Annotated in this window: 42 protein-coding genes and 1 pseudogene; 9 read left to right on the top strand and 34 right to left on the bottom strand. The window is 64.5% G+C overall.

The window, feature by feature from the left end; translation table 11 throughout:
- Positions 1-13: 13 nt before the first annotated feature.
- The 21 genes from RBB42_RS08690 to RBB42_RS08590 form a co-directional block, all read right to left on the bottom strand.
- On the bottom strand, positions 14-451 hold the full coding sequence (locus RBB42_RS08690; RefSeq protein WP_172430440.1) for a hypothetical protein: 438 nt from the start codon (positions 449-451) through the stop codon (positions 14-16).
- Positions 451-1,467 (bottom strand): phage protease, encoded by a 1,017-nt coding sequence (locus RBB42_RS08685; protein ID WP_306043657.1) that lies wholly within the window; start codon positions 1,465-1,467, stop codon positions 451-453. Before RBB42_RS08685 ends, RBB42_RS08690 begins: the two co-directional genes overlap by 1 nt.
- A 56-nt stretch (positions 1,468-1,523) precedes the next feature.
- Entirely contained in the window at positions 1,524-2,039 is a 516-nt protein-coding gene (locus RBB42_RS08680; RefSeq protein WP_306043656.1) for a phage virion morphogenesis protein, read from the bottom strand.
- 121 nt (positions 2,040-2,160) lie between these two features.
- Positions 2,161-3,315 (bottom strand): phage head morphogenesis protein, encoded by a 1,155-nt coding sequence (locus tag RBB42_RS08675; protein WP_306043655.1) that lies wholly within the window; start codon positions 3,313-3,315, stop codon positions 2,161-2,163.
- Positions 3,308-4,933 (bottom strand): DUF935 domain-containing protein, encoded by a 1,626-nt coding sequence (locus RBB42_RS08670; protein WP_306043654.1) that lies wholly within the window; start codon positions 4,931-4,933, stop codon positions 3,308-3,310. The genes RBB42_RS08675 and RBB42_RS08670 overlap by 8 nt, the downstream gene beginning before the upstream one ends.
- 3 nt (positions 4,934-4,936) lie before the next feature.
- On the bottom strand, positions 4,937-5,764 hold the full coding sequence (locus RBB42_RS08665) for a DNA adenine methylase (RefSeq protein WP_069210648.1): 828 nt from the start codon (positions 5,762-5,764) through the stop codon (positions 4,937-4,939).
- A 152-nt stretch (positions 5,765-5,916) separates the two neighbouring features.
- Complete coding sequence (locus RBB42_RS08660) at positions 5,917-7,545, bottom strand: hypothetical protein (protein ID WP_306043653.1); 1,629 nt, start codon at positions 7,543-7,545, stop codon at positions 5,917-5,919.
- The gene (locus RBB42_RS08655; RefSeq protein ID WP_069210646.1) at positions 7,542-7,820 is read right to left on the bottom strand and encodes a hypothetical protein; all 279 of its coding nucleotides are present in this window, start codon (positions 7,818-7,820) and stop codon (positions 7,542-7,544) included. Before RBB42_RS08655 ends, RBB42_RS08660 begins: the two co-directional genes overlap by 4 nt.
- A complete protein-coding gene (locus tag RBB42_RS08650) occupies positions 7,820-8,035 on the bottom strand; it encodes a hypothetical protein (protein WP_069210645.1) in 216 nt (71 codons plus the stop codon). Before RBB42_RS08650 ends, RBB42_RS08655 begins: the two co-directional genes overlap by 1 nt.
- Positions 8,035-8,175, bottom strand: a complete 141-nt coding sequence (locus RBB42_RS08645) for a hypothetical protein (RefSeq protein ID WP_306043651.1) — start codon at positions 8,173-8,175, stop codon at positions 8,035-8,037. The genes RBB42_RS08650 and RBB42_RS08645 overlap by 1 nt, the downstream gene beginning before the upstream one ends.
- A gap of 1 nt (position 8,176) precedes the next feature.
- Complete coding sequence (locus tag RBB42_RS08640) at positions 8,177-8,494, bottom strand: ubiquitination-like system serine protease family protein (RefSeq protein WP_306043650.1); 318 nt, start codon at positions 8,492-8,494, stop codon at positions 8,177-8,179.
- Positions 8,491-8,688 (bottom strand): hypothetical protein, encoded by a 198-nt coding sequence (locus tag RBB42_RS08635; protein WP_069210644.1) that lies wholly within the window; start codon positions 8,686-8,688, stop codon positions 8,491-8,493. The genes RBB42_RS08640 and RBB42_RS08635 overlap by 4 nt, the downstream gene beginning before the upstream one ends.
- Entirely contained in the window at positions 8,685-9,251 is a 567-nt protein-coding gene (locus RBB42_RS08630; protein WP_069210643.1) for a phage protein Gp27 family protein, read from the bottom strand. Before RBB42_RS08630 ends, RBB42_RS08635 begins: the two co-directional genes overlap by 4 nt.
- Positions 9,252-9,254: 3 nt before the next feature.
- On the bottom strand, positions 9,255-9,554 hold the full coding sequence (locus RBB42_RS08625; protein WP_069210642.1) for a VpaChn25_0724 family phage protein: 300 nt from the start codon (positions 9,552-9,554) through the stop codon (positions 9,255-9,257).
- Positions 9,551-9,907: a DUF2730 family protein gene (locus tag RBB42_RS08620; RefSeq protein ID WP_306043649.1), complete on the bottom strand. Its 357-nt coding sequence runs from the start codon at positions 9,905-9,907 to the stop codon at positions 9,551-9,553. Before RBB42_RS08620 ends, RBB42_RS08625 begins: the two co-directional genes overlap by 4 nt.
- On the bottom strand, positions 9,904-10,230 hold the full coding sequence (locus RBB42_RS08615; RefSeq protein WP_306043648.1) for a hypothetical protein: 327 nt from the start codon (positions 10,228-10,230) through the stop codon (positions 9,904-9,906). The genes RBB42_RS08620 and RBB42_RS08615 overlap by 4 nt, the downstream gene beginning before the upstream one ends.
- Positions 10,231-10,247: 17 nt before the next feature.
- Entirely contained in the window at positions 10,248-10,793 is a 546-nt protein-coding gene (locus RBB42_RS08610) for a 3TM-type holin (RefSeq protein ID WP_306043647.1), read from the bottom strand.
- Complete coding sequence (locus tag RBB42_RS08605) at positions 10,784-11,410, bottom strand: holin-associated N-acetylmuramidase (protein WP_306043646.1); 627 nt, start codon at positions 11,408-11,410, stop codon at positions 10,784-10,786. The genes RBB42_RS08610 and RBB42_RS08605 overlap by 10 nt, the downstream gene beginning before the upstream one ends.
- A gap of 68 nt (positions 11,411-11,478) precedes the next feature.
- A complete protein-coding gene (locus RBB42_RS08600; protein ID WP_305970429.1) occupies positions 11,479-11,862 on the bottom strand; it encodes a hypothetical protein in 384 nt (127 codons plus the stop codon).
- The gene (locus tag RBB42_RS08595; protein ID WP_305970428.1) at positions 11,859-12,122 is read right to left on the bottom strand and encodes a hypothetical protein; all 264 of its coding nucleotides are present in this window, start codon (positions 12,120-12,122) and stop codon (positions 11,859-11,861) included. Before RBB42_RS08595 ends, RBB42_RS08600 begins: the two co-directional genes overlap by 4 nt.
- Entirely contained in the window at positions 12,119-12,565 is a 447-nt protein-coding gene (locus RBB42_RS08590) for a gp16 family protein (protein WP_306043645.1), read from the bottom strand. Before RBB42_RS08590 ends, RBB42_RS08595 begins: the two co-directional genes overlap by 4 nt.
- 57 nt (positions 12,566-12,622) lie before the next feature.
- Between RBB42_RS08590 and RBB42_RS08585 the strand changes: the two genes are divergently transcribed.
- Positions 12,623-12,784, top strand: a complete 162-nt coding sequence (locus tag RBB42_RS08585) for a hypothetical protein (protein ID WP_305970426.1) — start codon at positions 12,623-12,625, stop codon at positions 12,782-12,784.
- Positions 12,785-12,804: 20 nt separating this feature from the next.
- On the opposite strand, the gene RBB42_RS08580 is transcribed toward RBB42_RS08585, so the two are convergent.
- The 13 genes from RBB42_RS08580 to RBB42_RS08520 form a co-directional block, all read right to left on the bottom strand.
- Positions 12,805-13,029, bottom strand: coding sequence for a hypothetical protein (locus RBB42_RS08580; protein WP_305970425.1), 225 nt, complete (start codon positions 13,027-13,029; stop codon positions 12,805-12,807).
- Positions 13,029-13,283 (bottom strand): DUF2312 domain-containing protein, encoded by a 255-nt coding sequence (locus RBB42_RS08575; protein ID WP_306043644.1) that lies wholly within the window; start codon positions 13,281-13,283, stop codon positions 13,029-13,031. Before RBB42_RS08575 ends, RBB42_RS08580 begins: the two co-directional genes overlap by 1 nt.
- An 11-nt stretch (positions 13,284-13,294) precedes the next feature.
- Positions 13,295-13,933, bottom strand: a complete 639-nt coding sequence (locus tag RBB42_RS08570) for a DUF3164 family protein (protein WP_306043643.1) — start codon at positions 13,931-13,933, stop codon at positions 13,295-13,297.
- 214 nt (positions 13,934-14,147) lie between these two features.
- Positions 14,148-14,378 carry a hypothetical protein gene (locus RBB42_RS08565; RefSeq protein ID WP_069210632.1) on the bottom strand — a complete coding sequence of 77 codons (231 nt, stop codon included), beginning with the start codon at positions 14,376-14,378 and terminating at the stop codon, positions 14,148-14,150.
- Positions 14,371-14,739 (bottom strand): hypothetical protein, encoded by a 369-nt coding sequence (locus RBB42_RS08560; RefSeq protein ID WP_069210631.1) that lies wholly within the window; start codon positions 14,737-14,739, stop codon positions 14,371-14,373. Before RBB42_RS08560 ends, RBB42_RS08565 begins: the two co-directional genes overlap by 8 nt.
- Positions 14,736-15,278, bottom strand: a complete 543-nt coding sequence (locus RBB42_RS08555; protein WP_069210630.1) for a hypothetical protein — start codon at positions 15,276-15,278, stop codon at positions 14,736-14,738. The genes RBB42_RS08560 and RBB42_RS08555 overlap by 4 nt, the downstream gene beginning before the upstream one ends.
- The gene (locus RBB42_RS08550) at positions 15,275-16,024 is read right to left on the bottom strand and encodes an AAA family ATPase (protein WP_306043642.1); all 750 of its coding nucleotides are present in this window, start codon (positions 16,022-16,024) and stop codon (positions 15,275-15,277) included. The genes RBB42_RS08555 and RBB42_RS08550 overlap by 4 nt, the downstream gene beginning before the upstream one ends.
- A gap of 14 nt (positions 16,025-16,038) precedes the next feature.
- Positions 16,039-18,156 carry a transposase domain-containing protein gene (locus tag RBB42_RS08545; RefSeq protein ID WP_306043641.1) on the bottom strand — a complete coding sequence of 706 codons (2,118 nt, stop codon included), beginning with the start codon at positions 18,154-18,156 and terminating at the stop codon, positions 16,039-16,041.
- Positions 18,153-19,034, bottom strand: coding sequence for a ParB/RepB/Spo0J family partition protein (locus RBB42_RS08540; protein WP_306043640.1), 882 nt, complete (start codon positions 19,032-19,034; stop codon positions 18,153-18,155). The genes RBB42_RS08545 and RBB42_RS08540 overlap by 4 nt, the downstream gene beginning before the upstream one ends.
- Positions 19,027-19,266 (bottom strand): hypothetical protein, encoded by a 240-nt coding sequence (locus RBB42_RS08535; protein ID WP_306043639.1) that lies wholly within the window; start codon positions 19,264-19,266, stop codon positions 19,027-19,029. The genes RBB42_RS08540 and RBB42_RS08535 overlap by 8 nt, the downstream gene beginning before the upstream one ends.
- Complete coding sequence (locus RBB42_RS08530) at positions 19,263-19,529, bottom strand: hypothetical protein (RefSeq protein WP_306043638.1); 267 nt, start codon at positions 19,527-19,529, stop codon at positions 19,263-19,265. Before RBB42_RS08530 ends, RBB42_RS08535 begins: the two co-directional genes overlap by 4 nt.
- Positions 19,522-19,779, bottom strand: a complete 258-nt coding sequence (locus RBB42_RS08525) for a hypothetical protein (RefSeq protein ID WP_069210623.1) — start codon at positions 19,777-19,779, stop codon at positions 19,522-19,524. The genes RBB42_RS08530 and RBB42_RS08525 overlap by 8 nt, the downstream gene beginning before the upstream one ends.
- Before the next feature lie 11 nt (positions 19,780-19,790).
- Positions 19,791-20,240 carry a hypothetical protein gene (locus tag RBB42_RS08520; protein ID WP_306043636.1) on the bottom strand — a complete coding sequence of 150 codons (450 nt, stop codon included), beginning with the start codon at positions 20,238-20,240 and terminating at the stop codon, positions 19,791-19,793.
- A gap of 458 nt (positions 20,241-20,698) precedes the next feature.
- Between RBB42_RS08520 and RBB42_RS08515 the strand changes: the two genes are divergently transcribed.
- The 8 genes and pseudogenes from RBB42_RS08515 to RBB42_RS08480 all read left to right on the top strand — a co-directional run.
- Positions 20,699-21,382, top strand: a complete 684-nt coding sequence (locus RBB42_RS08515; protein ID WP_306043635.1) for a S24 family peptidase — start codon at positions 20,699-20,701, stop codon at positions 21,380-21,382.
- Positions 21,383-21,476: 94 nt separating this feature from the next.
- A complete protein-coding gene (locus RBB42_RS08510; RefSeq protein WP_306043634.1) occupies positions 21,477-22,043 on the top strand; it encodes a super-infection exclusion protein B in 567 nt (188 codons plus the stop codon).
- A 54-nt stretch (positions 22,044-22,097) separates the two neighbouring features.
- On the top strand, positions 22,098-22,385 hold the full coding sequence (locus RBB42_RS08505; RefSeq protein WP_306043633.1) for a hypothetical protein: 288 nt from the start codon (positions 22,098-22,100) through the stop codon (positions 22,383-22,385).
- A gap of 44 nt (positions 22,386-22,429) precedes the next feature.
- The gene (locus RBB42_RS08500) at positions 22,430-22,720 is read left to right on the top strand and encodes a hypothetical protein (RefSeq protein WP_306043632.1); all 291 of its coding nucleotides are present in this window, start codon (positions 22,430-22,432) and stop codon (positions 22,718-22,720) included.
- A gap of 753 nt (positions 22,721-23,473) precedes the next feature.
- Entirely contained in the window at positions 23,474-24,133 is a 660-nt protein-coding gene (locus tag RBB42_RS08495; protein WP_306043631.1) for a MotA/TolQ/ExbB proton channel family protein, read from the top strand.
- Positions 24,134-24,136: 3 nt separating this feature from the next.
- A complete protein-coding gene (locus RBB42_RS08490; RefSeq protein ID WP_305970411.1) occupies positions 24,137-24,514 on the top strand; it encodes an ExbD/TolR family protein in 378 nt (125 codons plus the stop codon).
- Positions 24,515-24,596: 82 nt separating this feature from the next.
- Positions 24,597-24,920, top strand: a complete 324-nt coding sequence (locus tag RBB42_RS08485; protein WP_305970410.1) for a biopolymer transporter ExbD — start codon at positions 24,597-24,599, stop codon at positions 24,918-24,920.
- Positions 24,917-25,312: pseudogene (locus tag RBB42_RS08480) on the top strand (hypothetical protein); the annotation flags it as partial. The gene RBB42_RS08485 and the pseudogene RBB42_RS08480, both read left to right, overlap by 4 nt.

Here is a 25,312-nt window from a genome sequence, read left to right as displayed (position 1 = left end):
GTCAGGTCTCCTCTCAGGCCGCGGCTGCGGCGGTCAGGGCTTCGTCCAGTCGGACCCAGACCCCGTTGGCATCGACACCTTCGATCAGCCCGGCGGGCGAGCGCGTGGAGGTGCCATCGGTCTTGGCGACAGTCTGATCGTCGACTGCGTAACAGACGTCGCCGATCTCGGCCTTGGTGATCTCGTCCGCCGCCGCCGAGTTGGCGAAGCGGTAGATGCCAGGGCGGTAATCGCAGGTCAGGTCACCCGCCGACCCTGCTGAGTTGTCGACCCGCTCTTCGGCGCGGCCCGCACCGACCAGGCCCGTGGCGGTCTGGCCCTCGACCAGGTTGCCCGAGGCATCCCGCATCACCAGGGCGCCGGCATAGATCAGGGTCGAGGCGGCAACATCGCCCTGGCGGATGTCACCCTCGAAACGGGGTGTGTTGCGGTCTGCGGTCAGTGCGGCCATCAGGCTGCCTCCTCTTCGCCCGCGTCAGCCTTCAGCTGCGCAAGAAAGTCCTCGTGGGACACCCCGAGCTGGTCGGCGACCACCTTCTGGTCGGCGCTCAGTTCGGTGATCGCCTCGCCCTTCGGGGCGGGATTGGCGGTGTGGGTCCGCGAGAGCTTGGGCAGCCGGCTAACCAGCTTCTCCGCGCGCTCGGGATTGTCGATCCAGAGCGCCGACAGTTCCGCGCGCAGCTCCGCATCGATGGCGCGACCTTCGGCCACCTTCTGGTCCAGCCACCGCTCGGCGCGCAGATCGCCCAGCTGCTGGGTCAGTTCGGCCACCTCGTCGGCGTCGCCGGCATTCGCCACGGCCGCCTTGGCCAGGACGGCCAGTTCCGCCACGCTGGCGCCCTCCTCGGCCCCCAGCGCAAGCGCCAGGGTGGAGAGCTCGGCGGGCTTCTCCGCGCCCTTCTTCAGCTTCGAGATGGCGGCGAGGATCGCGTCCTCACCGGCATCTTCCGCGAGGCCCAGAGCCTTCGCGATTGCGGCCATGTTCATGTCGTCTGTCTCCTCGGAAAGGGATGCGATGGCCCCACCCAGGGCGGGGGTATTGGTCAGGGAGGCGTGGAAGATCCGCGCCACCTTGCCGGTGGCCTTGTTGAAGGACATCACCGGCGAGATGCCGTGATAGGCGCGGTCCGCCATCAGCTCGGCGCCCTTGCTGTTCCAGGTCACACGGCCCCAGATCCCGTCCGGGCGGCCCTGAAGCTCCTCGATCCAGCCCACCGCCGGCGCATCGCCACCCTTCGGGGCGGAGCGCGTGGTGGCGTGGTTCACGTCGATGAAGATCCGCTCACCGGAGGCGGTGCTGGCTGCAATCAGCTCCTCGGCGCTGTCGTAGAACCAGGGGCCCCGCCCATCGATCGAGCGGAACTTCTTGCCCGGCGCGGGCAGGAGCTGGATCCAGTCGGGCGGGGCCTCGCCTTCCAGCGAAAGGGCCACCGCCTCGAAGGACGAGATATCGGGACGCGTGTTCATGAGGGCAAAATGCCCGCTTCAACGCCCCTGTTACGTTGGCAAGGTCGTGCGGGGGATCAGTCGTCGACCAAGTCTTTAAGATAGTCTTCAATGGTCTCCAGAATGGCGGTCTCATCCTCGGGGCCAATGCCGACGAAAGGCCGGGCCGGGATGTCGCCCCAGGGGATCGTCATGAAGAAGTCGCGACCGTTCTTGTCCTTGCCGATCCGCGCGCCGAACTGCCCCTGGGCCGCGCCGAACTGCATCACGGCGGCGTAGATCATGTTTGAGCCCCAATCGACGTGTCCGGCCGCGACCTCGTAGGCAATCGTCGTCGATAACGCGCGTGTCACCCCGACAAGCGGACCGCCCTTCGGCGTGTCGCCCCGCGCGGCATAGGCGTCCAGCGTTGTCTGGCTGCGCGGTGCCCAGGCCGTGCCGTCCGGCGCTGTGCCAGTCTTGAAATTGCCCTTCGTCCGCTCGGCCATCAACTCGCCAATATCCTGCATCAGAGGCGTCAGGTCGGAGAGCGCCTGTTGCGCCTCCCCCAGCGCTGGCCGCAGGGTGTCGGTGGTGACATCGACTTCGATCATCGCTATATTCCTCTGCGCAGGCGTGACACGGTGATATTCTCGCGGCCGTAACACGATCTTCGGATCGGAGTGCCATGTGGGGTTTCCGGGCAACCGGGGGCGAGGCCCCACCGCCTGCACATCAATCCGAATTCCTCCTACGAAGTCGCTCGATAGTGCGACGTTTCACTTCTTCGGATCCGCTCAGCCGCCTGAAGCTCGTGACGAACAGGGCCTTGCCCGTGCGTGTTGCCTTTACGACCAGGACATGTCCGCTCATCCCTTGCGGTGCCAAAACGAAAATCAGGTTCTTGTCACCATCATGGAGCACCTCCGTCGCCTCCTGGACAACGCGCTGTGCCTGGCCATAGTCGAAGATTGTCAGCTCGGGATGCTCGCGCAGCTGTTTCTCAGCCGTCCTTTCCGACATCATGGCCACACGGGTCGATGCGCCAATTCGTTCGGCTTGCTCGTCGCTAAGCCGCAGCATGGGCCACAGCCCCTTGGGATCTGCCAGCCAATTGCCAAACAGGTTCTCGGTCAGCCAGCTCTGGATCAGATCCACCGACGGCTGTTCGGGAAGACTGTCCAGCTTGCCTGCAAGCGCTGACACCGTATTCGAGACCGTGGCCCCGGGGGCGTACCCCCAGCCCCGATCTATCCCGTCCGGCTCGCCGCTCTTCGGGTTCAGATCCCTCCAGTTGTCAGGCAGCGTGACGTCCGGGTTGCCGCCGAGGCGTATCGCCTGCCGCAACGAACGGGCGCCGACGACATAGCAGCTGCAGCCCCAGCCGTTAGGTGGATAATGCGTCGCCCAGAACGGGTGATCTGCGGGCAGGATCAGACCATCCCATGCAAGGTGCTGCTCGCGCGGTTCCAGCGCACCGCCGTGGCGATAGACCCAATATTTGAACCCGCCCTCGACCAGCTGGGCATGTCGGCCGGCGGCGTAGCTGGTGCGCATGTTCGTCTGGTAGATGATCCGGGTGCGCCAGGCCTCGCCCTTTTTCGTGCCCTCCCCGGTCCAACCATGCCAGCCGCGCCGCTCGACGATCTGCCGGAAGTCACGCCGGAATTCTTCCAGGCTGGTACCCTCGGCGATGGACTTCTCGACCGCCTTTGCCAGGTCCGCCAGCAGATCCGCCTTGGCGGCGCCCGCCACCATGAAGGCGCGGTCATGCTGCGCTTTCCACAGATCGTCCCATTTGGCCGTGGGCACCTGGTTGCCCAGCCGCAATCGGAAGGCCGCCACTTGTTCCTTGAACGGCTTCCGAAATGTCGTGGCGAAATCAGCCATCGCCATCCCCTGCCATCAACCGGCCAGCAAGATCGCCCGCAATGAAGGCTTGCGTCAGGACCTCTGCCAGCGCGTCCTGCGAGATCTCGGGATAGGCCCCGAGCAGCATCTCGCGGAGCTCGTCCAGGCTCTCGGCCGCGGCCATCATCGCCTCGATCCGCCCCAGCATCGCCTCGATCTCGGGCGCGGCCTCCTCGGTCAGTCGATCGACCGCAATGTCGAGAGGCGCTGTGTCGCCCGCTGAGGGGTCTTTCCTCTCGTCACGGGCCTCCGCCGCCGAAAGAGCGGCGAGGGTATTTAATGGGTATTTAACGGCGCTCTCAGGAGGGGTTCCGTCCCCCGCCCCCGGCTGACCGGGCGCCTGCGGCGCATTCTGCCCCCCGGGACGCAGGATTTTGGCCCCCTCGGCGGGCCGTCGCAGGCCGAGCTTGGCATAGACATCGTCCTCCGACACGGCCAGCCCACGGTCCACTGCCGCGCCGACGGTCTGCATCCACTTGACCAGGTCCTCGGCCTCGGGCCGGGCGATGACGATCCGGGGGTAGCGGCCATGCCCGGGATAGTTCAGATCCACCCAGGGGCGCACAAGGTCGCGGTTGAGCGCCCCGGAGAGCGCCTTGGCATCCGCCCGCTCGATGTCCTCCTGCACCATGCGGTGCTCTTTGCCGGACCCCAGCCCGCCGACCTCGGCGTCGGTGGTCGCGGTCTGGCCCAGGACGGCCTTCGAGACCTGCTTGTCCAGCCAGTCGGCCCGGCTCTCGTAGAGATCCACAGAAGCGCCGACATTGCCGGTTTCCACGAACTCGATCTCCATGCCCTCGGGCATGATCGCGGCGCAATCGCCGGCGATGTTCGCCACCGCCCGGAACAGCGTGTTCCGGTCATCCTCGGAGGCTCCCACCGGATATCTGCCCACGCGCAGGGGCTGACCGTAGGTCTGGGTGAAGATCGCCCAGTCCCGCAGGGTGTACATCTTGAAGAGATAGGCCCAGGTCACGGCCCGACAGATCCCAGACCGGGGCGTGATCCCGCTCTTTGCCCGGATGCGGGGATGAATGAACTTGTAGGCCGGCAGAGGTTCGTCCTGGCCGTTCTCGCCGATCAGCATGGGGGTGCGCAGATCGCCCTGGTCGAAGCGGAACCATCGCGGATCCCGTTGCTCCAGGTAGGACGGCTGCCACTGCCCCATCGAGTTGTCCCACATGATCTCGGTGAAACTGTAGCCCTTGCCGATGCAGTCGAGGATGTCGAAGAGCTCGTCGTTCAGCTCGTCGCGCAGAAGCCAGGTCCGCAGATCCTCGGCGATCCGCTTGTCGGTCGTCTCCGAGCTGGCGTCCTCGACCGTGATGTCGAGCTGGGTGACAGACCGCTTTCGCGTGCCCAGCACGCCGACATAGTGCAGGTCGCGCTCCTCCATCGCCTCGGCCAGCTCCAGTTGGCGTTCGGGATGCCCTTCGTCCGCCTCGCGCAGGATGTTCGCCAGGCGGCGCGGATCGAGCCCGTCGCCGGGATAGCCCGTGAGCGGCGAGCGCACGCCTGTCAGGGTGGGGCCTGCCACTTCGCGCGTCAGCTCGCCCTTACGGACTGGGCGGCCCCATTGATCGACCAGTTGGGTCATTGGTCACTCCTTTCCGGATGCGTTAGCCGAAAGCGGGAAATTCGAGATCAATAGCTCGCCCCGGCCGGTCTGTGCTGCGCCCTTGGCGACGGAATAGGTCGTCCGGATCGGCGTCAGCTCGGCCCAGTCGAAGATCTCGCGCACCTCGAGCACGTCATTGATCGACAATAGAAACCGCCCCTTCGCATAGCGGAGCTGCCCGGCCAGGTCGGCAAAGCGCTCGCGCGTGAAGGCCTGTTTGCCGTAGTCGCTCTCGCTGCCCCAGTAGGGCGGATCGAGATAGAACAGCGTCCCCTCCCGGTCGATCCGCCGAATGAACTCCGCAAAATCCAGGCAGGTCACGGTGACCCCGGCGAGGCGCTCGTGCAAAGCCTCCAAGTCCGGTTCCAGCGTGGTCAGATTGAACCGGGCGGGACGGTCAGTCGAAAGGCCGAAATTCCGACCGCTGACCTTTCCACCGAAAGCGCAGCGCTGCAGGAAAAGAAACCGGGCAGCGCGCTGCATGTCGGTCAGGGTCTCCGGGTCGACGGCAATCAGCCGTTCAAACCCCGCCTGCGTCGTGATCTGGAACCGAAGCAAGTCGAGGAAGGCGACATAGTGTTCCTGAAGGACGCGAAAGAGCGTGTAGACCTCGCGGCTGAAGTCGTTGATGAACTCGGCCCGCACCGCCTGCCGACGGCGCAGGAATATCCCGCCCATGCCAACGAAGGGCTCGGCATAGGTTGAGTGTGGGGTCGCGTCGATGATCTTGCAGATCCGTTTCGCCAGGTTGCGCTTGCCGCCCAGGTATGGGGCGATGGGGCGCGCCTGGCGCATTTCGGGATCTCTCATGTCGGTTAACTTTCTGTTTACCGCTTGCCGTGCAGGGTCTGCATCGGGCGGCCGGACGTGAGTGACGGTCGGCGGGGTGGCAAAGCTGGTTCCCCGTGTCGGGAGCACTGGTACTGCTCCCGGCCCCTTCGGGCCTGTTGTCGGCGCGGGCTTCAGAAGATCCCCCCGCGCAGACGCGCGCCCAGCGGCTGGCGCCACCAGGGCCGGTCATTGTCCCTGTCGTCGGGACCGTCCCGGCGTTCTGTCACCGGCTGGTAGGCGATCTCGGTGCCGGTCTGCCGGCTGGCGTACCAGGCAAGCGCCCCGGCCACTGCGCTGTCGCCGTGACGATCCAGCCCGTCCGATCCCTTGAAGCGGAAATCGCGCGGCACGCGGATGATCCCGTCGACGAACTGCAGCGCCTGGTGATCGGCCAGAACGTCGGCGTGCCTGGGCAGTTCGATGGTGCGGTCCGTGAAAGCCTCGATGTAGGAGGGCATCTCCGAGGCGTACCATTCGCGGCTGAAGTTCACCTCCTCAATCCGGCTGCCGTAGCGCATGGCAGCCTCCTCGGCGAGGTAGGCGCCATTGCCGGTCTTGTCGACGGCCCCCTTCATGAAGCGGGGCAAACGGTCGGCGATGTAGAAGAAGACCTGCTTCTGCTGGCCGAAGGGGATGTTGCGCATCTCGACGATCAGGCGGCAGCGCTGGCGCAGGTCCTCCCCCTCTTCCAGGATCACGATGTCGGTCGCGTCGCCGGTGCGGGCAAAGTCCTCGCCCAGGTTGTGGCGGCGCTTGGGGTCCAGGCCGTCGAGAGCTGGCTTCAGGTGTTCCTCACACCAGGCCAGGGTCTCGGCCTTGCGCTGTTCCTCCGGCGCGTTCTTGAAGGCGTCCGGCTGGTGCCAGCGTTCGAATGGCACGCCCTCCACAAGGCAGGCCTCGATCTGCACCCGGGTCAGCGCGGCGCCGGCCATCTCCGAGGGGATCGCATCGAGCTCCTGCTTCATCGCGGCGTCGCGCGCGCCGTAGGAGCTGCGGATCTGCGCTTCCCAGGCGTCTTGAGCCTTCTGCGACCACGTCTCGCCCTTCATCAGGCAGACCCGCTTGAAGAGGCCGTTCAACACCGCGTCGCCGAAGGTGAACTTGTGAACGTGGAAGCCGTTCTTGCCCGCCCGGGCTTCGCGGATCAGCTCGTTGAACGGGTTCAGGTGCCCATTGTGGGTCGAGATCACCCGCACCTTGCCGCCCCAGATCAGCAGCGCGTTCACCGCGTCGATGACCTCGCGCACGTCACGGTGGAACGCCGCCTCGTCGATCACGACGGTGCCCTGAAGACCACGGATGTTCGCCGGGTTCGACGACAGTGCCTCGACCCGGAACCCGGAGGCAAAGCGCACACGGTAGGCCGCGATCTGCTTGGTCGTGCCATCGGGCTGCTGGTCCTCGAAGAGGAACTCCTCGACCTGGCCAAGTTCACCGGCCACCACCTTGGCGAAATGGGCGACATAGCCGATGGCCTCGCGGCCCTTGTCCTTGGTATCGCCGATGTAGAAACAGTTCTGCCCGCCGGCCGAACGCGAACCGGCGGCAACCAGGGTGCAGCCCAGCATCTCGGCAAAGGTGATCCCCGTCCGGCGTCCCTTTTCGCAGACCTTCAGATCCGACTGATCCTCCAGCCAGGTCTTCTGGTGCTCCATGAGGATGCCCTCGGCGAGCGGGTCGAGATCCGCTGGGATGTCCCCGCCGCGCGGCAGGTCGACGGGGAGTTCCTCGGGATCGCGAGAGAGGACGGGCTGGGTCATGCGGCGCGTGCCTCCCGTAGAAGACGCTCGATGCAAAGGCGCGCGCGGGTGAAATCGGGATAGCCCTTGACGTGCCAATCGACATCGTGCCGCTCCAACCTCAACAACCGCCGGTGCAGCCCGCCCCAAAACCTGCCATCCAGCCGTTTTCCGGCCAGCAGGACCCGGATCGCGCGCGCGGCGTCGCGACAGGCGCGTTCGGCCTCTCGGTCGCGCCCCGCCCAAAAGCGCGCGTGCGCGTCCATGTCGTTCGCCACCTCTGCCGGATAGACCATTAGCGCACCCCCTCGATCTTCCAGCCTTCCGGTTCCAGCTCGCGGAAGGTCTCTTCGGCCTGCTGCGGCGAAAGGCGTTCAGGCTCGGCAATCACGCCCAGCCGCGCGAACAGCTGCACGACCATGAAACGCACGGCCTCGATCACTGCCTCGCTGCGCGATGGATAAGCCTTTGAGCGATGCCCCGCGGGGGTGATGAACTGCCAGCCACGCATCAGCGGAACGCCTCCCAGCCCGGCCACTCATCTCCGTAGGTGCGCCAGACTTCCGCGACCCAACGATCATCCAGGATTACCAGAACCGGGTTCCAAAGATGGTAGCAGGCATGGATGCAAATCCGGTCCCAGAGCGTCATTCTATGCCACCTCCCAGTAGCCATCCCGCAGCCAGCCGTGCCAGCCGGTGCAGGTCTCGTTGCGGTGGACCTTGACCGATGGCTGCAGCGTCGGCTCGGTGCGCGAACCGTTCCAGTTCCAGGTCGCGCCGTGGGCCTTGGGCTTGTGCCGGTGCCCGACCGTGATCCGGCTGACCTGGCCGCACCCGCAGGGACAGACGAACCAGAGCGCGGCCTCCTCGCCTTCCTCGCAAGGCGCGATCCAGATTGAGCCGCAATCAGCTCTGCGGCGATGTTCTCGCCGGTCGGTGAGGACAATGGCGCGCAGTGGCTCGGTCATGACGCCTCCTTGAGTGCGACCAGGTAGGGTTCGCCCCGCCACCAGCTCACCTTGGCAACATCGCCCAGATGGGTGACAAAAACCTCGCGGCGGCCAAGGCACCAGGCCAGCGCGGCACGCCACTTCGACCCCCTGCGCCAGTGGTAGTCGCCAACCAGCAGGATCGCGTCGATCTGTTCACGCGACCGTTTCATGTCCGCAGCCCCAGCACGCCCCTGCGCAGCCGGTCGAGCATTTCGGCCGAGAGCCCGGCCTCGGTGGCCGTGGCCTCCAGCGCCTCGTCCATCTCCGCCTGCGCCGCCTCGCGCGCCTCCCGCGCGACGCGGGCGCGTTCGTCTGCCAGCAGCTTCTCGCGCATGCCGGAGCTACTCATGAGGTCCTTCAGCATTCGGCCAAGGCTCATCAGGTCCTTCGGGTCGAGGTGCTGGTCCTCGGCACGAACCGACTGGATCATGTGGATCGCGCTGGTGGCGATCATTTGCATCAGCACCTTGTGCAACTCACCCTCAGCCTCGATGTCGAGATCTGACAACAGGGTCTCGGCGATGGCGAAGGCCTCGCGCTGGTCCTTCAGCGCCTTCGAGAAATCGCCAACGGCCGTCTTGCCCACGGTGACTTCCAGGCCAGCGTCCTGCAGCCTGAAGTTCAGCGCCTCGGTGACACCGATGATGTCGGAATAACCCCGGTCGCGCAGTTCTTCGGCCAGCCAGCGGCGCAACTCCTCCGGGATCAGGTCCAGCTTCTTGGGCGGGGGCATGGTTCAGCTCCCCGGCCGGGGACGCTGGACGCCGGGATGCTTGGCGATGCCCTGGGCGATCTCGACGCCGCGCGTGGTTGCCGTGGCGACGATGAAGCCGCCCGCCAGCTCCTCGGTGGTCAGCATGCCCTGTTCGGCCAGCCAGCTCAGCTCGGTCACCACTTGGTCGCGCGAATAGGTGATCCCGAAGCGCGGCAGGAGATCGGTCATGATCGAGACGTTGGAGGTGTAGCGCGGCGCGTCCTCCAGCATCCGCAGGATCGCCAGGCGGGCGTGTTGCTGCAGTTCTTCGGCGTAACTCATGGCCGGTTCCTGTCGTTCAGAAGGTGGTCCTCGTGGCGGCTGACGATGGTTTCCAGCCGTTGCATGATCTGGGCATTGCCCCCGATCACGGCCTCCATCCGGTTCAGCGACCCGCTCATCTCGGCGATGCTCAACTGGATGCTGTGAACGTCATCCTTGGAGGGCATGCCGCTGATGGTCTGCTCCGCACGCGCGATCCGGGCCTCGTGCCGGTCCATGCGGTCGGACCCGGCCTTGAAGCGCTCATCCACCTCGGAACGCCGGGTACGGATCACCGCCACGATCATGGCGGCGAAAGAAAGCAGGATCGGGATGGCCTTCAGGGCCATGTCGAATAGATCGGCGGCAGTCAAAGGGCATCCCCCTCGGGCGCGGGATCTGCGTCGATCGCCTTAAAGGTGTCCCCGCTGGCGACCAGGCAGGAGATGCCGTTGGGCATCGTCACGGTGATCGTCCAGGTGCCCGTCCCATCGGAGGCAAAAACCTCCATGATCGCGCCGTTCGCACCCAGGCCAATGGCCTGGCGGGTTTCGCCATACATCGCAGCCAGCCGCTCGATCACGTCGGCGCGCGGCGCGCAGTGGCGCAGGGTCTGCGCCTCGGCCGGCAAAGACAGGGCGGCAAAGATCAGGAGCGTGAGGATCGCGGCGATCATTCCCATGGTCGCGGATTTCATATCGGGTCCTTTCTGGATCACTTCGACGCCCGCCAGGCGTCGAGGGCGGGATTGTCGGAAACTTCAGGAGCGCGCACCTGGGGCGCATCTCCGGCCTCAAGGGCCCCGAGGCTCTCGCGGCTGTTCAGGACGGTCTGCGTCTGCGCCATGAGGCCCGCGACGTCGCGCTGGAACTCCAGCCCCTTGGCCTGCTGACGCCCCCCGAAATAAAAGGTCACGATGACCATGATCAGCGCCCAGACCGGGGCCGGGATGATCGCCCAGGAGGCAAAGACCTTCGCCATGAAGACCGGATCGGCCACGCTCCAGATCAGCATGACGAAGACCCCCAGCACGAGCATCGGGCGCGGCAGGCGGTTCAGCCCGTCGATCAGGCTGTCCCACCAGGTGCGCCGCGTCCGGCGGCAAAACTCGGCGGCAAACTGGTCCAGCGCCGCACTGTCCAGGTCATGGCCGCGTTTCGACGCAGCCTCGGCATTGACGCGGAACACCTCCGCCAGCTCGCGCACGGCATTGCGGTCACCGCCGAAGAGCGTGGAGAGGATCTGCCCGATCAGCCCCATGCCGCCACCCGCGCCCGGAACTGCGCATCGGTCATGTGGTACTTGCGCGAGATGAACTCTTCGGCCCGCTTGATCCAGCCGCCCTTGCCGCCTGCGCGGGTGCGCGCGTACTTGCGGCTAGCCGGGCGCCGGTCGGCGATGCGGAAGTAGAAGTTGCGCCGCTCGATCCCGTAGGCATCGACCAGGAACGCCCCGGCCCGCTCCCAGGCACGGTTGGCGGCGGCGATAGTCTGCGGACCGATGACGCCATCGACGGCGATCTCGGGCGGCGCCATCTCGCACAGAAGCCGCTGCAGGATCTTCACGGCGTTGGCGCCGGCATTGACGTACATGTCGAAGACGGTGGCCCGCAGCGCCTCGGGCAACTCGTCGATGCGCGGCCCGAAGAAGTAGCGCTCCTCGAAGATCGTGACGGCATGCTCTTGCGAGAGCGCGTGCACGTCCATCACGTCGATGTCTCCGTCGCCGTCCAGGTCCCCCCAGGGGATATTGCGCAGCGTGTGGATGGTGACGCCGTACTTGGTCGCGCCGCCCGGATCGTCGGGATCGTTCACGAACCCGCCCTCTCGCGCGACGATTTCCTCGGCCATCCGGCGCACGTCATGTTTCGTGGACATCTGATACCCCCGTTGAACGGGGTCAGAATGCCGGCTTGAAACGGGTGTTTACGTTGGCAAGGTTGTCGTCAGAACAGCGACAGCTGGTCCGGATCACTCGGAGGCTGTAGCGCACCGGCTTCGCTGAGGGTGCGCTTGACGTTGGTGTAGCTGGTCTTCAGCGCGCGACAGATCTGGGACATCGTCAGACCCTCGGCATGCAATGCCCGGATCAGCCAGTTCTTCGGCATTGGGATCGTGACCCTGTTCGAGGGCATGCGGCCGCTCAACTCCCGCAGCTTGTCGGCGCCGATCAGCTGCTCGGCCGCACTGCGGCCACGGGGATCGTCAGGGAAATAGAGAGGCGAGCCACCGAACATGACCAGGAAGCTGACCGCCATGCGCGGCCCCAGGACCTCGATATAGGGATCCAGGTGCGCCGGGTGGCGCGGATATGCCACCGGCGCGGTCATTCGATGTCGCGCCTCCGGGGTGGGCCGCTGTGGCCCTTGTCGGGACGGTTCCGCTCGAAGCAAGTGGTGACATTGCCGTTCTGGCTCAGGCGGAACGAGATGCCTTCGATATTGACGGCGCACATGCCTTCAAAGCCCTCACAAGCCGCGTCGATCCGCGCGCCCAGCTCGCGCCGAAGGGCCTCGATGTCGATGCCCTGCACCCGCTCCAGGTAGCGCAAGACGGCATGGTCGGTGACCCTGTGGCGCGGCTTTTTCATTTTCCGATCCTCGACCAGTCGAAGTCGATCTTCGCGCGTTTGCCCCACTGAATCAGCGCCTGCAGCACCGCGTCGATCTTGTCGTGATCGAGCAGGCCGTCGATGTCGGCCGGGACAAAGCCCCAGGCTTCGCCGAACCGCTTCTGGATGAACTTGTTCAGCCCCTTGCGGGTCGGGTCCATCAGCTCGCCCGCGTGGCCCAGTTTCGCCCAGAGCACATGAACCAGCCGCAGATCCGCGCGCGGCGCCTTGGGGCGCTTGCCCGAAGATGGCCGGAACCCCCGAGCCTTCAGCTCGTTCAGGATGCGCTTCCGCTCATCATCGGACATCTCCGAAAGGCTGGCCTTTCCCACCAGGCGCAACTGCAGATCGTGCCGGGTCTCTGCGTCGATCCCGAGCTGACGGCAACCGACGTGGATGGTGCGGATCATATTGGCGGTCATGAAATTAACCCCGTGTAAACTCGGTTGGCAGAAGGTCATCGGATGGTGTTCAAGATCATGATCCAGGTAGATCGCGACCTGCCCGACAGGCGCCAAGGCTACGCGCGGGCTGAAACCGAGGACGAGGCCCTGGCAATGAGCGGGGCCACCATCGCGATTGCCCAACCGGGAAAGCTCTGGCCCGGCGGACCCGAAGAGACCTTCTACTGGAACATGTGACCTGACAAAGGTCCGGCGCATCATCCCCGTTCCTTCGCTCGATCGACCTCATCGTCCATCGACGCTTTGAGTGCCGTGAACCCTCGGTCGATATCGTCCAGCAAGCGGTCGATATCGGCACTGACCGGCCCTTCCTCGAAGAATCCGGCGATCTCGTAGAGCGTGCTCCTGGCCCGCTTCTCCAGTGCCTTCAGCTTGCGAAGCGACCGGGCACGCGCGTCTTTCTCACTACGGGGGCAGGCCATCACCCCATCCTCAGCGCAGCTTTGTACATCTCCAGCACCGCCTCTTCCTCGGCGATGTCGTCGGCCTCGCGCTTGCGCAGGGCGATCACCTTGCGCATGACCTTGGTGTCGTAGCCGCGCCCCTTGGCCTCGGCCATCAACTCCTTCTGCTGCTCGCCGATCTCGCGCTTTTCTTCTTCGAGGCGCTCATAGCGTTCGATGAACTGTTTGAGCTCTCCTGCGGCAATGCCGTAGCTGTCGGTCTGGTCCTGCATCACATCCTCCCTCACGCCTTGGCCAGGTCGATGGTGATGGCTTCCCAGGGCGCCTCGCCGTGGTCGCGCTGGTAGCAGCGGACGTAGGTCTTGGAGCCGACGACGCGCACGGCATCCCGGATCGCCTCCATCGCCCGTTTCCAGCGCTCGTCCGCGATCTCCAGGCGCAGTAGCATAAAGATCTCGGCGCGGTTGATCTGGCCCGCCTTGTCGGTATTGAAGGCCCGGGTCACGACCGCGCGCAACTCGTCGCCGGCATCCGCCGCCCATTCGTTCAAGCACTCGTCGATCAGATCCTTGGCGATCTGAAGCTCGGGGCCGAAATCGATCTGGTCGGCCACTTGGACCTGCACCTTCATCGTGCCGTCGAAACTCATGAAGGTCTTGTTGCCTTTCGCACCGCCCTTGGTCTCACCGTACTCCTGCGCCAGCAGCGCCTCGAAGCCCGAGAGATCCTCGAAGGTATGGTTCTTGAACCGGCTGACCTGGCAGCTCAGTTCCTTGGCGTAGCCGATCACCTTGCGAACCACCTCGTCCTGCAGCTGGTCCTGTGCCTTGACGGTCGAGAGCGGCTGCAGCCGCCCCTTGGCGTCCTTCATGTGCGGGGTGCCATCGATGTCGATGACACCCGGGATGTTCTGCTCGGTCATAGGTCTGTTTCCTCTTCTTGTGCTTCGATCAGCGAGCAATGGCACGCTGGCTCCATTTCGACGGTGCAGCGGATCGGGCGGTCGCATGTCGGGCAGACTTGATCGCCCACCCCGACGTTGCCGAGATCGGTGTAGCAACCGGGACAGGTCCAGTAATCGTGGCGGTTCGGGTTGCTGCAGTGGGTTGCGTGCGGTTCGAGAGACGGAAATCGGCTCACAGCGCCACTCCCGCCGCCCGGGCGGCGTCGGCGGTCTTAACCTGCGCATCGTGAAATACCCGTTGGCAGATCGGGCCTGCGCCCAGGCATTCGATCAGCGCGGCCATCGCAATGGTCTCTTCCATCGTCACCATCGAAGCGCCGCGCTGACCACTGCGGTCGATCTTGGCGATGGCAGAGCCAGCCTTGGCCAGCATCTCGGCCTCGGTCATGGGGGTATCAGGCATTCCTGGTCTCCTTGTTCATGGGGCAGCGATTGCAGGCGCGGAACATCTGCACCGCGCGCGTGTTGCGGGACGAGAAGGAGGTCGAGCGCCCGCGCCAGTCGCGACAGACCTTCTTGTCGATCTCGCCAAGGACCGGGCAGATCAGCGTCTCGCCCATCAGGGCGCCGCGGACCCGCTCCTCGACCGCCGCCATGTCGCCACTGTAGGTCCGGGCCAGGACGGTCGAGACCAGGGAGGCGCTGCGCCCGATCCGGAGCGCCGCCTTGTTCTGGCTGGTACGGTCGCATTCCTCGGCCAACTCGCGAATCCAGGCGGGCATCTCCGCGCCCCAGCCGGTGCGGGCTTTCTCCAAGGCGCTCATGATGTCCCTCCGGTCAACGGCTGGAAGGCATCCTCGTTCGGGTCCATCAAGCCCTTGACCCGGCGAACCACGGGGGCCTGCGGGCCGGTGTTGCGGATCAGCTGGTAGCGCGGCTGACGCCTGCCAGGGATCGCGGTCTCACGCACCTTCAGATAGCCCGCCGCCAGCAAGGACCGGCAATAGGACCGGGCCTTCTCGACGGTGACCTCGACCCCGCCCGCGTTGGCGTGCGCCGCCAGGTCGGTCGGGGTGAAGTTCGGCATGCGGCGCATGGCGCGCCACATGTTTCCCTCGGGCGTCGGGTCGGCCTTGACCGACGGCACGACGGGGATCGCCCGCGCCGCGTTGACGTAGATCTTGCGATGGCCGTCCTTGCGGGACACCCGGATCCACCCAAGGCGCGCCCAGCGACGCATGAACTTCTGCGCGGTCTCGGCGCACATGTTCATCTCTTCGAGGTCCTTCCAATGGAACTCGGCCAGTCCTTCGACCTTACGCCAGGCGTCACGCTCCATCGGGCTGCGGAAGTCGTCGCTCATGCCGCCCCCCGCTTGCGCTGAGTGCTGGTCTGCGCGCTGATTGCCCCACCGATCCCGTGGAGCTTCACCAGCGACAGGAAGTCAGTGTCGACCTGACGTTGCCCCCGCCGTCGCGCCGCCTCGCGGATCCTCTCTAAGTTGACGCTCAGCTTGCGCGCGCTGCCATCGGTCAGGCGCAGCAATTCATCAATCGCGTCAGGTGAAACCTCGATCCCGGCGCAATAGATGCGCGCCAGGTGACCCGCATCAGCGGCGTTGCATGGCAGTGTTTCGGTGCTGACCAGGACCCGGTCATAAATGTTCGGCCACTTGGTCAGGTTCGCCTCGAAGTCAGGCTCGCCCACGAAGATCAGCGGCGTGAAACAGCCCTCGTAGATGTCGCGGGCCACGTCCATCATGCCGGACTTCATCAGGTACTGGGCGTCGTCGATGATCAGCGGGCGGTCTGAGAGCGCCAGGGCGCGGCTGATCGCGTCGGCCTTGCGGGGCAGCGTGCCGCGCACCCCCTTCATCTCCAGCTCTTCCAGCAGCACGTCGGCCATGTGCTGGCGCGTCCAGGTGCTCTTGGCCTGCACGATATGCGCGTTGTACTCGTTCGCGGCCAGGGTCGTTGCCGAAGTCTTCCCCGCGCCATGCCGCCCGAAGAAAACACCGATCCCCGGAAGGGTGACGCTGCGGTGCTGCAACTGGTCGACCATTTCAAGCAACGCGGCGACGTTGCGGAGGGGGGCCAGATCGCCTTGCATGTTCTGCTCCTTTTTCATTCGTTGTTCTTGCCCAGCGCCCGGTGCATCCGAACACGGGAGCGGTATTCCGACGTGGTCTGGTACAGGGCGAGCCAGTCTGCCTGCTCGGGCGTCATGGGCTGACCGTCGACCTGCATCTGCTCCAGTTCCAGCGCCCGAGCGAAATCCTCGTCCGGATCGCGCTCATCCGGTTTCGGGGAGGCGCGGCGCTGTTCCAACTTCGTTATCCGGGCCGTCAGGCGCTCTTCCTCCTCGGGAACCTCGGCTCTGCGCCGTCCGCCCTTGGGCGCGGCTGGATGGATCTTGGGCAGTCGGATCACGCCCGCATCCGGCAACCCGTCGCCCAGCGCATCCTCTCGCGCTGCCGCAAGTCGCTTGGACGCGGCCGCATCGGTCATCTTCTTCTCGATCCGGGCTTGTTCCCGCGTCAGGCGCTTGAACGCCTTCTTATCGCGGTTGTGTTCCTTGGCATCCGCCACCGAGAGGAACCCTCCGGCACGTTTGACCGGCGCCTCACCCAGGAAGGTGCCATCCATCTGGTAGACCAGCAGACCGGCATGCAGATCGTCCGGGTCGAACCGAACGGTGACGTCCTTGCCTGCGATCTGCCACATCCACTCGGCCCAGTAACGCGAGCCGTAAATAGAGACCTCGCCATTCTTGCGATCCGCCCGGACACCTTCGGCCCGCATCAGCCAGAGGCGCTGCTGTTCCTCCGTTGCCTTGGTGATCGGCGAGGCCGCGTAACTCTCGTTGAACACCTCGTCGAAGGACCGATGATTGGCCACTTCCGACCGCCGTCCCCGCCGGGCGTTGTGCGCCGCGATCTCGCGTTCCAGGACCGCGCGGAAATCCTCCAGCGGGATGGCTCGTGCGCCGTGGTTTTCCGGCTTCTCGACCGTGTTGCGCCCGGTGTAGGCGCCCACGAAGGCCGGGTTCTTGGCCACCCGGTCGCACAGATCCCGGAAGGCGCGCTCGATGGGCTTGGCCTGGCCCCAGCCCGGCGTCGCGAAATGCAGCTCGATCCCCAAGAGTGGGAAGAGGCCCAGCACCTCACCCTGCACCAGCTTGAAGCGCTTCCGATGCTCGGTCTGGCCGGTCATCACCTTGTTGACGAACTCATGCCCGTTATCCATCAGGCAGTGCTGCGGGATGCCGTAGCGGCGCACCAGGTCACCGAAGGCCAGCTGCACAGTGTGCCCGTTCGCCGTTTCCGAGAGGCGGTAGGCCAGGAACTTGCCGCTGTAGATGTCGGAGATCGCGATCATCTGGATCCGGCCTGGCTTCTCGCGGTCCGGAAATTGGATGAAGACGTCGAACTTGTGATAGTCGGTCTGCACCGCCTCCATCGCATGCATGTAAGTCTTGTCGCGGGTCTGGTGCGGGAAATACCGGCTCAGCGCATGGGCACCTTTGCGCAGGTAGACCTGCACATGTTCGGGCACGGTCTCGGCAATGGTGCGACGCACCTTCCAGAGCGGTGCAACCGGGATGCCTTCCTTCTGCGCAACCTCCTCGGCCCAGTCATAGGCCGCTGTCAAAGGCGGCTGCGACTTGGTCAGGAAGTAGGTCTTCACCAGGTCGAGGAACGCGTCATCCAGCGGCGTCTGCGTCTTGCGTCCCCTACCTGACGCGGGCACTAGGTAAGGCAGCCAGTCTTCGGGCGCGATGCCCTCGACCAGGGCCAGCCAGTTCCAGAGGGTCTTCTCGGAACGCTTGGTCTGCCGGGCCACGGCGCGCACCGCCTCGGTGCGGGTCAGGCCTGCGCTCTCCAGTGCATCGATCTCGCGCAGCGCCGCCAGGCGCATCTCGGCGGTTTCCTTGGCTTTGGCCTTCAGCTTGTCGAATTCCGCCCAGGCCTGGTCACGGGGCCGCTTGGGGGCCTCCGGGGCCGCATTATGCATTCCATGCATTTTGCTCAGCGCGACCTTGGCCCGCGTCGGGAACAGGCTGACATGGTATTCGAGGCCCCCGCCCCGACCTTTGCGGCGGCGCACCTTGCCGGGCTGGCTGGCCCAAGCATTTCGGCGCGACAGCTCGTTGACGCCCTGCTTGGTTGCGGGCATGTCGGGCAGCCGGGCCTCGGCAATTTCGGTGGCCGTCCACCAGGTCTGGGAGGGGGCGTCTGTCATTCGGATAGCCCCTTGTCCATTTCGTCCAGGAGCGACCAAACCTCGGTGCCGTGCTCCTCCAGGAACCGACGACGCGCCTCTTTGTTGGCGCGCTTCCAGGCATCGACCATCCGGGTGTGAGCTGCGTCGGTGGCATCCTTCGGCGCAGGGCCTTCACCGCGCGCGGCCTTCACTCGGCGCAAGGCGTCGGCGGCACTTTTGGCCTCGCCCTTGGACATGAGATCGACCACGTCGTAGCGATCAGTCACTTCGGAGATCTTCGACAGTTCCATCAAATCGGCCAGCGCAACTGGTTTCGGCGCGCTGCGCAGCAGATGAATATCGCGAGGGTCCAGCACCGTCCCGGCACGCACGAGGCGGCGTACATGGCGGTCAGATACGCCCATCGTCTGCGCCACAGCCTCGGCAAAGGATACGACGGACATCGTGTCCGCCGTATCCCAGCGCTTGGCCACGAGACCCGCCCCGATCTGGGCTTTGGCCTCGGGATGCATTCGCTCATAGACCTCTTTGCGGCGCGCGAGGAAGACAGCGGTATCCAAGGCCGACAGTTCAGCGCCCGCTAGGTTATCGTCGATCTCCATCAACTGCGCGAAGTCATCGGCGCAGCTCCAGCAGGTGACCTTGATCGTCTCGTAACCGTCGACCCCTTCGTCGCGCAGCTCACGCGCGGCAGTCAGGCGGTGCCCGCCCGCCAAAAGGACGATCTTGCCGCCCTTCTTCAGTTTGCGAACATGGATCGGGTCCTTGATCACGCCCAGCTCGCGGATCGAGGTCTTAAGTGCCTCGACCCCGGCGACGCTGACCGGCCGCAGGCGGTTGCCCATGTCGATCTCGTCCACCGGCAGCTCGGTGATCGTGGTGATGATCTTACCCATCGGCGCGCGGCCCTTTCGTCATCTTGTAGTACCAGCGGGGCTCACCATTCGGCCCGTCGCTGCGGCGGGTGCAGTCGATCTTCGCGCCGATGCAGCGCAGTTCGGAAATGATCGCGCTGACGGCGGGCGCCTTGGCCCGTGTCATGATCTCCAACGTGGAATGCTCGCGCCTGTCGCTCAGCACCTTGAGGACACGCTGCAGGCGCGCGGACTTGATCGAGGCGTGATTCATGCGGATAGCCCCTGGCGACGGTCGAAGGGATCGGCTCCGCGCCGACACCCGTTGCACATGCGGTTGTGCAGTCCTTCGCTGATGAAGGGCGCGCCGCAGCAAAGGCAGGGGCGGCGACGCCGCCGCGCCTCGCGGTTCATCTCGACACAGCGGTCCTCGGCAACAGACCGGGAACTGACCTGGTTGCTGACCTTCTCACGCGTCCGGCGGTTAAACACGGCCCAGCCATAGCCGCTCTGTCTGACCTGGTACGGCTCATACATGGCGCCGCTCCCGCGCATAGCTGGTGGCACTGGCCACCAGGGCCTCGATGGCAATCAGCGTGCCGCTTGCTTCCAGCGCGTCGAGGAGGTCGATGGCGTCACGTTCCAGCACCAGGGCGTGCCCGATGTTTTGGGCAGACGTATCGATCAAGCCCACAGCCTGCGCCGATGCGGCCAAGCGGCGATGGTCGCGGGCCTTGGACATCAACTGCCGAAGAGAGATCAGGTTTTTCCGGGTTTCAGGGGGCATTGAACGCTCCTTCAAACGGGCAGGAACAGGGGCACAAACAACGCGCCGATCAGCAGGATCGCGATGCAGACACCGGCGATCCCGTCGCCGATCCAGCTGTCACTGATCCACCGTTCGGCGCGGACGATCCGATCCCACGCCGCGCGCCACCGGGAGGAGGTGGCGGCACGCGGCGTGAGGGGCTGCAACGCCGGGGCGCCGCAGGATCCGGACAGGCCCATCTGCTCGTGAGTGGTGGCCTTGCCTGTGCCAGGCCCGTCCGGTGTGTCGAGGTCAAAGAAAGCGTCCCGGAGCGCCTCGGCATGGTCGCGCAAATGCGTGACCGTGTAGGCAAGCTCCGGATGATAGCGGGGGTCGATCACCGTCTCGATGAGCGTGGCGCCCAGGGCGATCCGCTCGCGGTCGGTGAGGCCCGCGCCAACTTGGTGGGCACGGAGAACGATGTCGGCACAGGTCAGCATCACAGCACCCCCGTCAGCTTGAGAACGGCCAGCCAGAGGCAAAGCCCGGCTATGGCCAAGGGGATCATCCACCAGCCGTGCGGCATCACGCGGCTCCTTTGCTGGCGGGCTTGGCGACGGGACGCTCGATCTCCGCAGGCCATTCCAGATCGGACGGCCAGTTCTCGGAGAACCAGGTCAGGGCGGAAAGGAAGCGGTCTGGCGTAATGTATGCTGGCCGCCCCTTTGGAGTGCCCTCGCGATACACACGAAGACGCTTCCCGTCATTCAAGGCCAAAGTCGAGACTGTGCTCTCTGCCAGACCGGTGTGCGCTGTATACGCTCCCGCCAACGTCAAAACGTCGGTCACAAGGTTGCGGATTGATTTCATTGCTCTGCCTCGGTATGCATACCTAATTAGTATTTGGTACACTTACCGATAGTCAAGCAGAATTTTACTCGGTACATGTACCGATGACATGGATGTTAAGATGCGGTTCGAACAAGCAATCAGAGACCGGCTTGAACAGCTGGGCATGAAGCCATTTGCTGCTGAGCAAGCCTACAACCTGCCACCTGACACACTCAGGAACATTCTAAACCCGAGGAACAAAAACGGCGCCGGTCCGAAGCTCGCAAAAATTTCTGAAGTTTGTGAAGCGCTTGGGATCGAGATTTCCTTCGGCCCGCCCCGCTCAGTTGAACCGACCACGGAACTCGACGGCGAACGCTTCGCCACCATCGCCCGATACGAGGCCAGCGCCGCCGCTGGGCACGGCGTGGTCAACCTCGACGCCCCGCCAAAAGATCATCTCGCCGTTCCGCGCGACTGGCTGATCGAAACCGGCATCCGCCCAGACCGCTGCATCCTGATCACCGCACGCGGGGACAGCATGGCGCCGGCGATCTCCAACGGTGACCTGGTCATGATCGACCGGCACCGGACCGAGATCACCTCGGGCAAGCTCTACGTCTACAACGCGCCCGAAGACGGCACGCGGGTCAAGCGCCTGGAACTGCTCCCAGGCACAGCGATCATCGCCCGCAGCGACAACCCCGACCAGAAACGATACCCGCCCGAATACCACACCGGCCCCGCCATGAACGCGATCTCGCAGAACATCCTGGGCGAGGTGGTCTGGTCAGGGCATCTTTGGCGATAGAAAAACAATTAAAGGCCCCGATTCCAACCTAAGCCAGCGGTGGCACATTTACCTTGAAGACACTGTTTTGTCCCCGAACTCACTTGGATCCAAGATGCCCGACCTATCCGCTTTGCTGGCTCCCTTGAAATCACCAAAGACTGCCCTTGCGGTCTTCCTCTTCGCGGCAGCATTGCTGTTCGCGCCGTTCGATTGGTTGGGCATCGAGCGCCCGGCCTTCACAACCGAATATGAGAGTTTCTTTGTCGTCATTCTTTTTCTGTCAGCCGCCATCCTTGCCGTTGAGACCTTGTCGAAGGCGTGGAGACTGGCAAAGCGACCATACTACGCGAAGAAGCGAAAACAGATGGTCGAAGAAGCGTTTTTATCGCTGAACCTTCAAGAGCTGTGTGTTCTATGGGCGATGACTGATTCAGGCGTTAGGACCATCAAGGGGGCATCAAGTAACCCCATTCTGCTCTCTTTACGCGAAAAAGGCTGCCTTCGGCTCATGCCCGGTCTGCAATCCTTCAACCAACTGCACCACGCGATGCCTGATGACATTTTCAAGATCGTCGCCAAGCGCGGCTATGATCGGATGCCCGACGACTTCAAGAACTCTGTGCGTTTTGAAGACGAAGTTCGAAATATCCTTCACGAGGCGACAGACCCGTGGAGCTAAGTAATGGTGTAGATAGACCTTTCTAGACATCACTTATCTAATCCGGAGTTTGACATGAGAATTGCAAGAACGCTTTTGATCGTCGTAGCCTCGGCGCTACCGGCTTCCGCTCAGTCCCCCGAAGAGGTGGAGAAGATCAGCAAAATGATCATCGAAAACGCGGAATGTCGGATTGACATCCTACGCTGGAACGCCGGTATGCAAGGCGAGTTCTTAAGCAAGTACGGCGATTTTGCCGACGATGTGATCGGGGCATGCGGGTTGTCAATTCAAGCCCGGGAAAGCCTCATTCAGAGCTTCCTGGAGAAATATCCAGGGGCTCTGTCTGCACCCGACCAATGACCTGAACACCTAAAATCACTTTCCAGTTTGCACGAAGGTATGGCATGGCACAAATCCTGTCAGGCCTTTGTTTTTGCGCCCATAATCGCTTTCTGGAAAGTCAGAACCGAACTGGAAGCCGGATTTTCCGGTTCCCGATACCCAGAACCCGGTTCAAAGCCGGTTTACAGGCCCCTGAAACGCCGATTAAACCAGTATTGAAAGGGGTTTGCGCGTCTCACCCCTCCATCGCCCTGGTTTCGGTGCCTGGCACGCGGATCGGCCCGATTTGCCCGTTTTCAGGGGTTACTGAAAAACTCCGGCGCGGCGCGCTGGGTGACCCTCTGAACCTGTGAACGCCCTTATTTTATTGGCGATCCGGCTTCTACCGCCTTCATCGGGCCTCTTCCGCCTTCACTGTAAGAATAAGTGTCACCTAACAGCCAGCCGCCGATTTTCCAGTGAATTGAACTTGGTTGTTCCGCCAAGGCGTTGCGGCCTGCGCAGGCCAACAAAGACCGGGCCCGGGATTAGTGCTGCTCCTTCGATCACCTATCGTGATGCGAGGGAGCACAACGGTGACATGACAGTGAACGGCAGACTTTCGGTCGGAGGCTGCGCGCTTTGCCCTGACCAGTGACCTGTCGGAGGAGCTTGTCAATCTCTCCTTGGGGCAATCCCAGGAAGACCGTCCGTCTGCCACTTGGGCCGGGCAGCGTTCCCTAGACCCTTACCCACTTGCGACGCATGATGACCGTGACTTTCGAGGTTGGCGGACAGCGACACCATCGCGGTTCATTTGCCGCCGCCATGGTCCCAAGCGCCGGGAATGCCAAACAACAGTTCCTACCGATCCCGACCAAGCAGACAATAGCGCTGCCATGCGTGCGGATCGTTGCCAGGTTCAGGGAGAGGCGCGACCTCTGGATGGCAGCGGTCATCGGTCAAACCTCGCCGATCTCCCTTCGTCAAAGGCCAGCTCCCTTTCATGTCCACCGTTGTCCCGATCAAAGTCGATCTGAAAAAGGATTGCAGGTCTCGCACCACGCGCCGTTTCATGAGAACACTGTTGCAGGCCCCGATCGTCGCCTCAGAAAGACCCGTCCATGATGACCAGCCTGAGCACCCTCACCCAGTTCCTCGACCGCGGCGGCCCCGCACTCTGGGCCATCGCGATCCTCTCGGTACTGACACTGACGCTCATCCTGTGGAAGCTGTGGCAACTCCTGCGTCTGGGCACCTGGAAACGCGTCGGGGCCGAGACCGCCCTGCGGTTCTGGGGCCAGGGGCAAACCACGTTGGCGATGAGCCATATCTCCTTTGATCCGGCACCGCGGTCTCGCGTGGCACAGGCCGCGATGCAGGCGCGCCTCTCGATCCCCGAGGAAGACGCCCGCGAAGAGGCGGCCCGCCAGGCTCGCGCGGTGCTGACCGAAACGCGGCTTGGCCTACGGATGCTGGACCTGGTGGTGACCATCGCGCCGCTGATCGGCTTGCTGGGAACGGTGCTGGGCATGATCGACGCATTCCAGGCACTGCAGGACAGCGGACAGCAGGCCGACCCGGCGACCTTGGCCGGCGGCATCTGGGAGGCCCTACTGACCACAGCCGCCGGCATGGCCGTCGCCATCCCGGCCAGCGTCATGCTCTCGGTCTTTGATGGCATGACAGATCGGCTGGCGCATGACCTCGAGGACATCGTGACCCGCGTTTTCACCACGCCCTGGGCCTATGCTGGGGAAGAAGAGGACGCCCCGGACACCGCCTGACCCATGCTGAACCTTCCCGCTTCCCCGCGCCGACGCCGCCCCAGCCTGACGCCGATGATCGACGTGGTCTTCCTGCTGTTGGTCTTCTTCATGCTGGTGGCGCGTTTCGGCGGGACAGAGGGGCTGTCGCTGGTGCTTGCCACCCCCGAAGGCAGCAGCGCCTACAGCGGCCCGCCCCGGCTGGTCGGCGTTCTGCCCGAAGGCGTCACGCTCAACGGACGGCCCGTCATGGACCTGCCGGGCGCGCTGGCCCCGCTGATGGCCTCACCGCAGGACATCGTGGTGGTCCGCCCGGAGCCCGGTACCGGCGTCGCGCGCCTGGTTGAGGTGCTGGAAACATTGCGCAAGGCCGGGCTGACCGGGTTGACCGTGGTAGAGTAGCGCCATGTTTCCTTCCCGTCTCCACACCCCCCGCCGCTTCTGGCCCGGCCCGGCCAAACCCGGGCGCGAACCCGTGGTTCCGATGATCAACGTGGTTTTCCTGCTGCTCATCTTCTTTCTGCTGGCTGCGCAATTCGCCGATCCCGGCGGCACAGGGCGCAGCAAGCTGGCAGTCGACAGGCCCGCAGAAATGCAACGCGTTCTGGTGCTCGCGCCGTCGGGCATGGTCACCTTCGGCACCTTGCGCGGTGAAGAGGCCATTCGCGCCGCCGCCTCTGCGGGCATGGTACGCCTGCAGACCGACCGACAGACCCAGGCAGCCCTGCTGGCCCGCCTCCTCTCCCGCCTGGCCGAGGCCGGGGCGGGCCGGGTCGATCTTGTGACCACCGGGGAGGGCACGGAATGACCGGGCGTCACCTCTTCGAAGGTTTGGTCTGCCTGGGTCTGGCGCTGGCCGTCCACGCAGTGGTTCTGGCCCTGATCGCGCTACCGAACGGAGAGACCTCCGATCCGGCCTTGAACCTGGTCCCGGCCTCTCCGGAACTGGGCGCGCTTGTCGCCGCCTGGGATCGACCTCCGGACACGGACATTCCGCAAGCGCCCGATGCGCCGCCGGACGAGGCCGCGCCCGCAGCCCCCGCCAAGGGACCGCTGACACCAACACGTACGCCCGTGCCCCGTGCGCCCGGCATGCCTGCTGTGCCAAGCGCACCGCCCGAGGCCGATCCGACCCCGCGTCCGCGGCCCGTCTCCGGAGGCCCCGCCCCGGACGCTCCGCGCTTGCCCGCCCCCTTTTCC

Origin of the sequence: Mameliella sp. MMSF_3455 (assembly GCF_030733205.1) — a bacterium.
Classification (GTDB): domain Bacteria; phylum Pseudomonadota; class Alphaproteobacteria; order Rhodobacterales; family Rhodobacteraceae; genus Antarctobacter.
The sequence above is the reverse complement of the archived record's forward strand: the minus strand, read 5'-3'. Positions and strand labels throughout refer to the sequence as shown.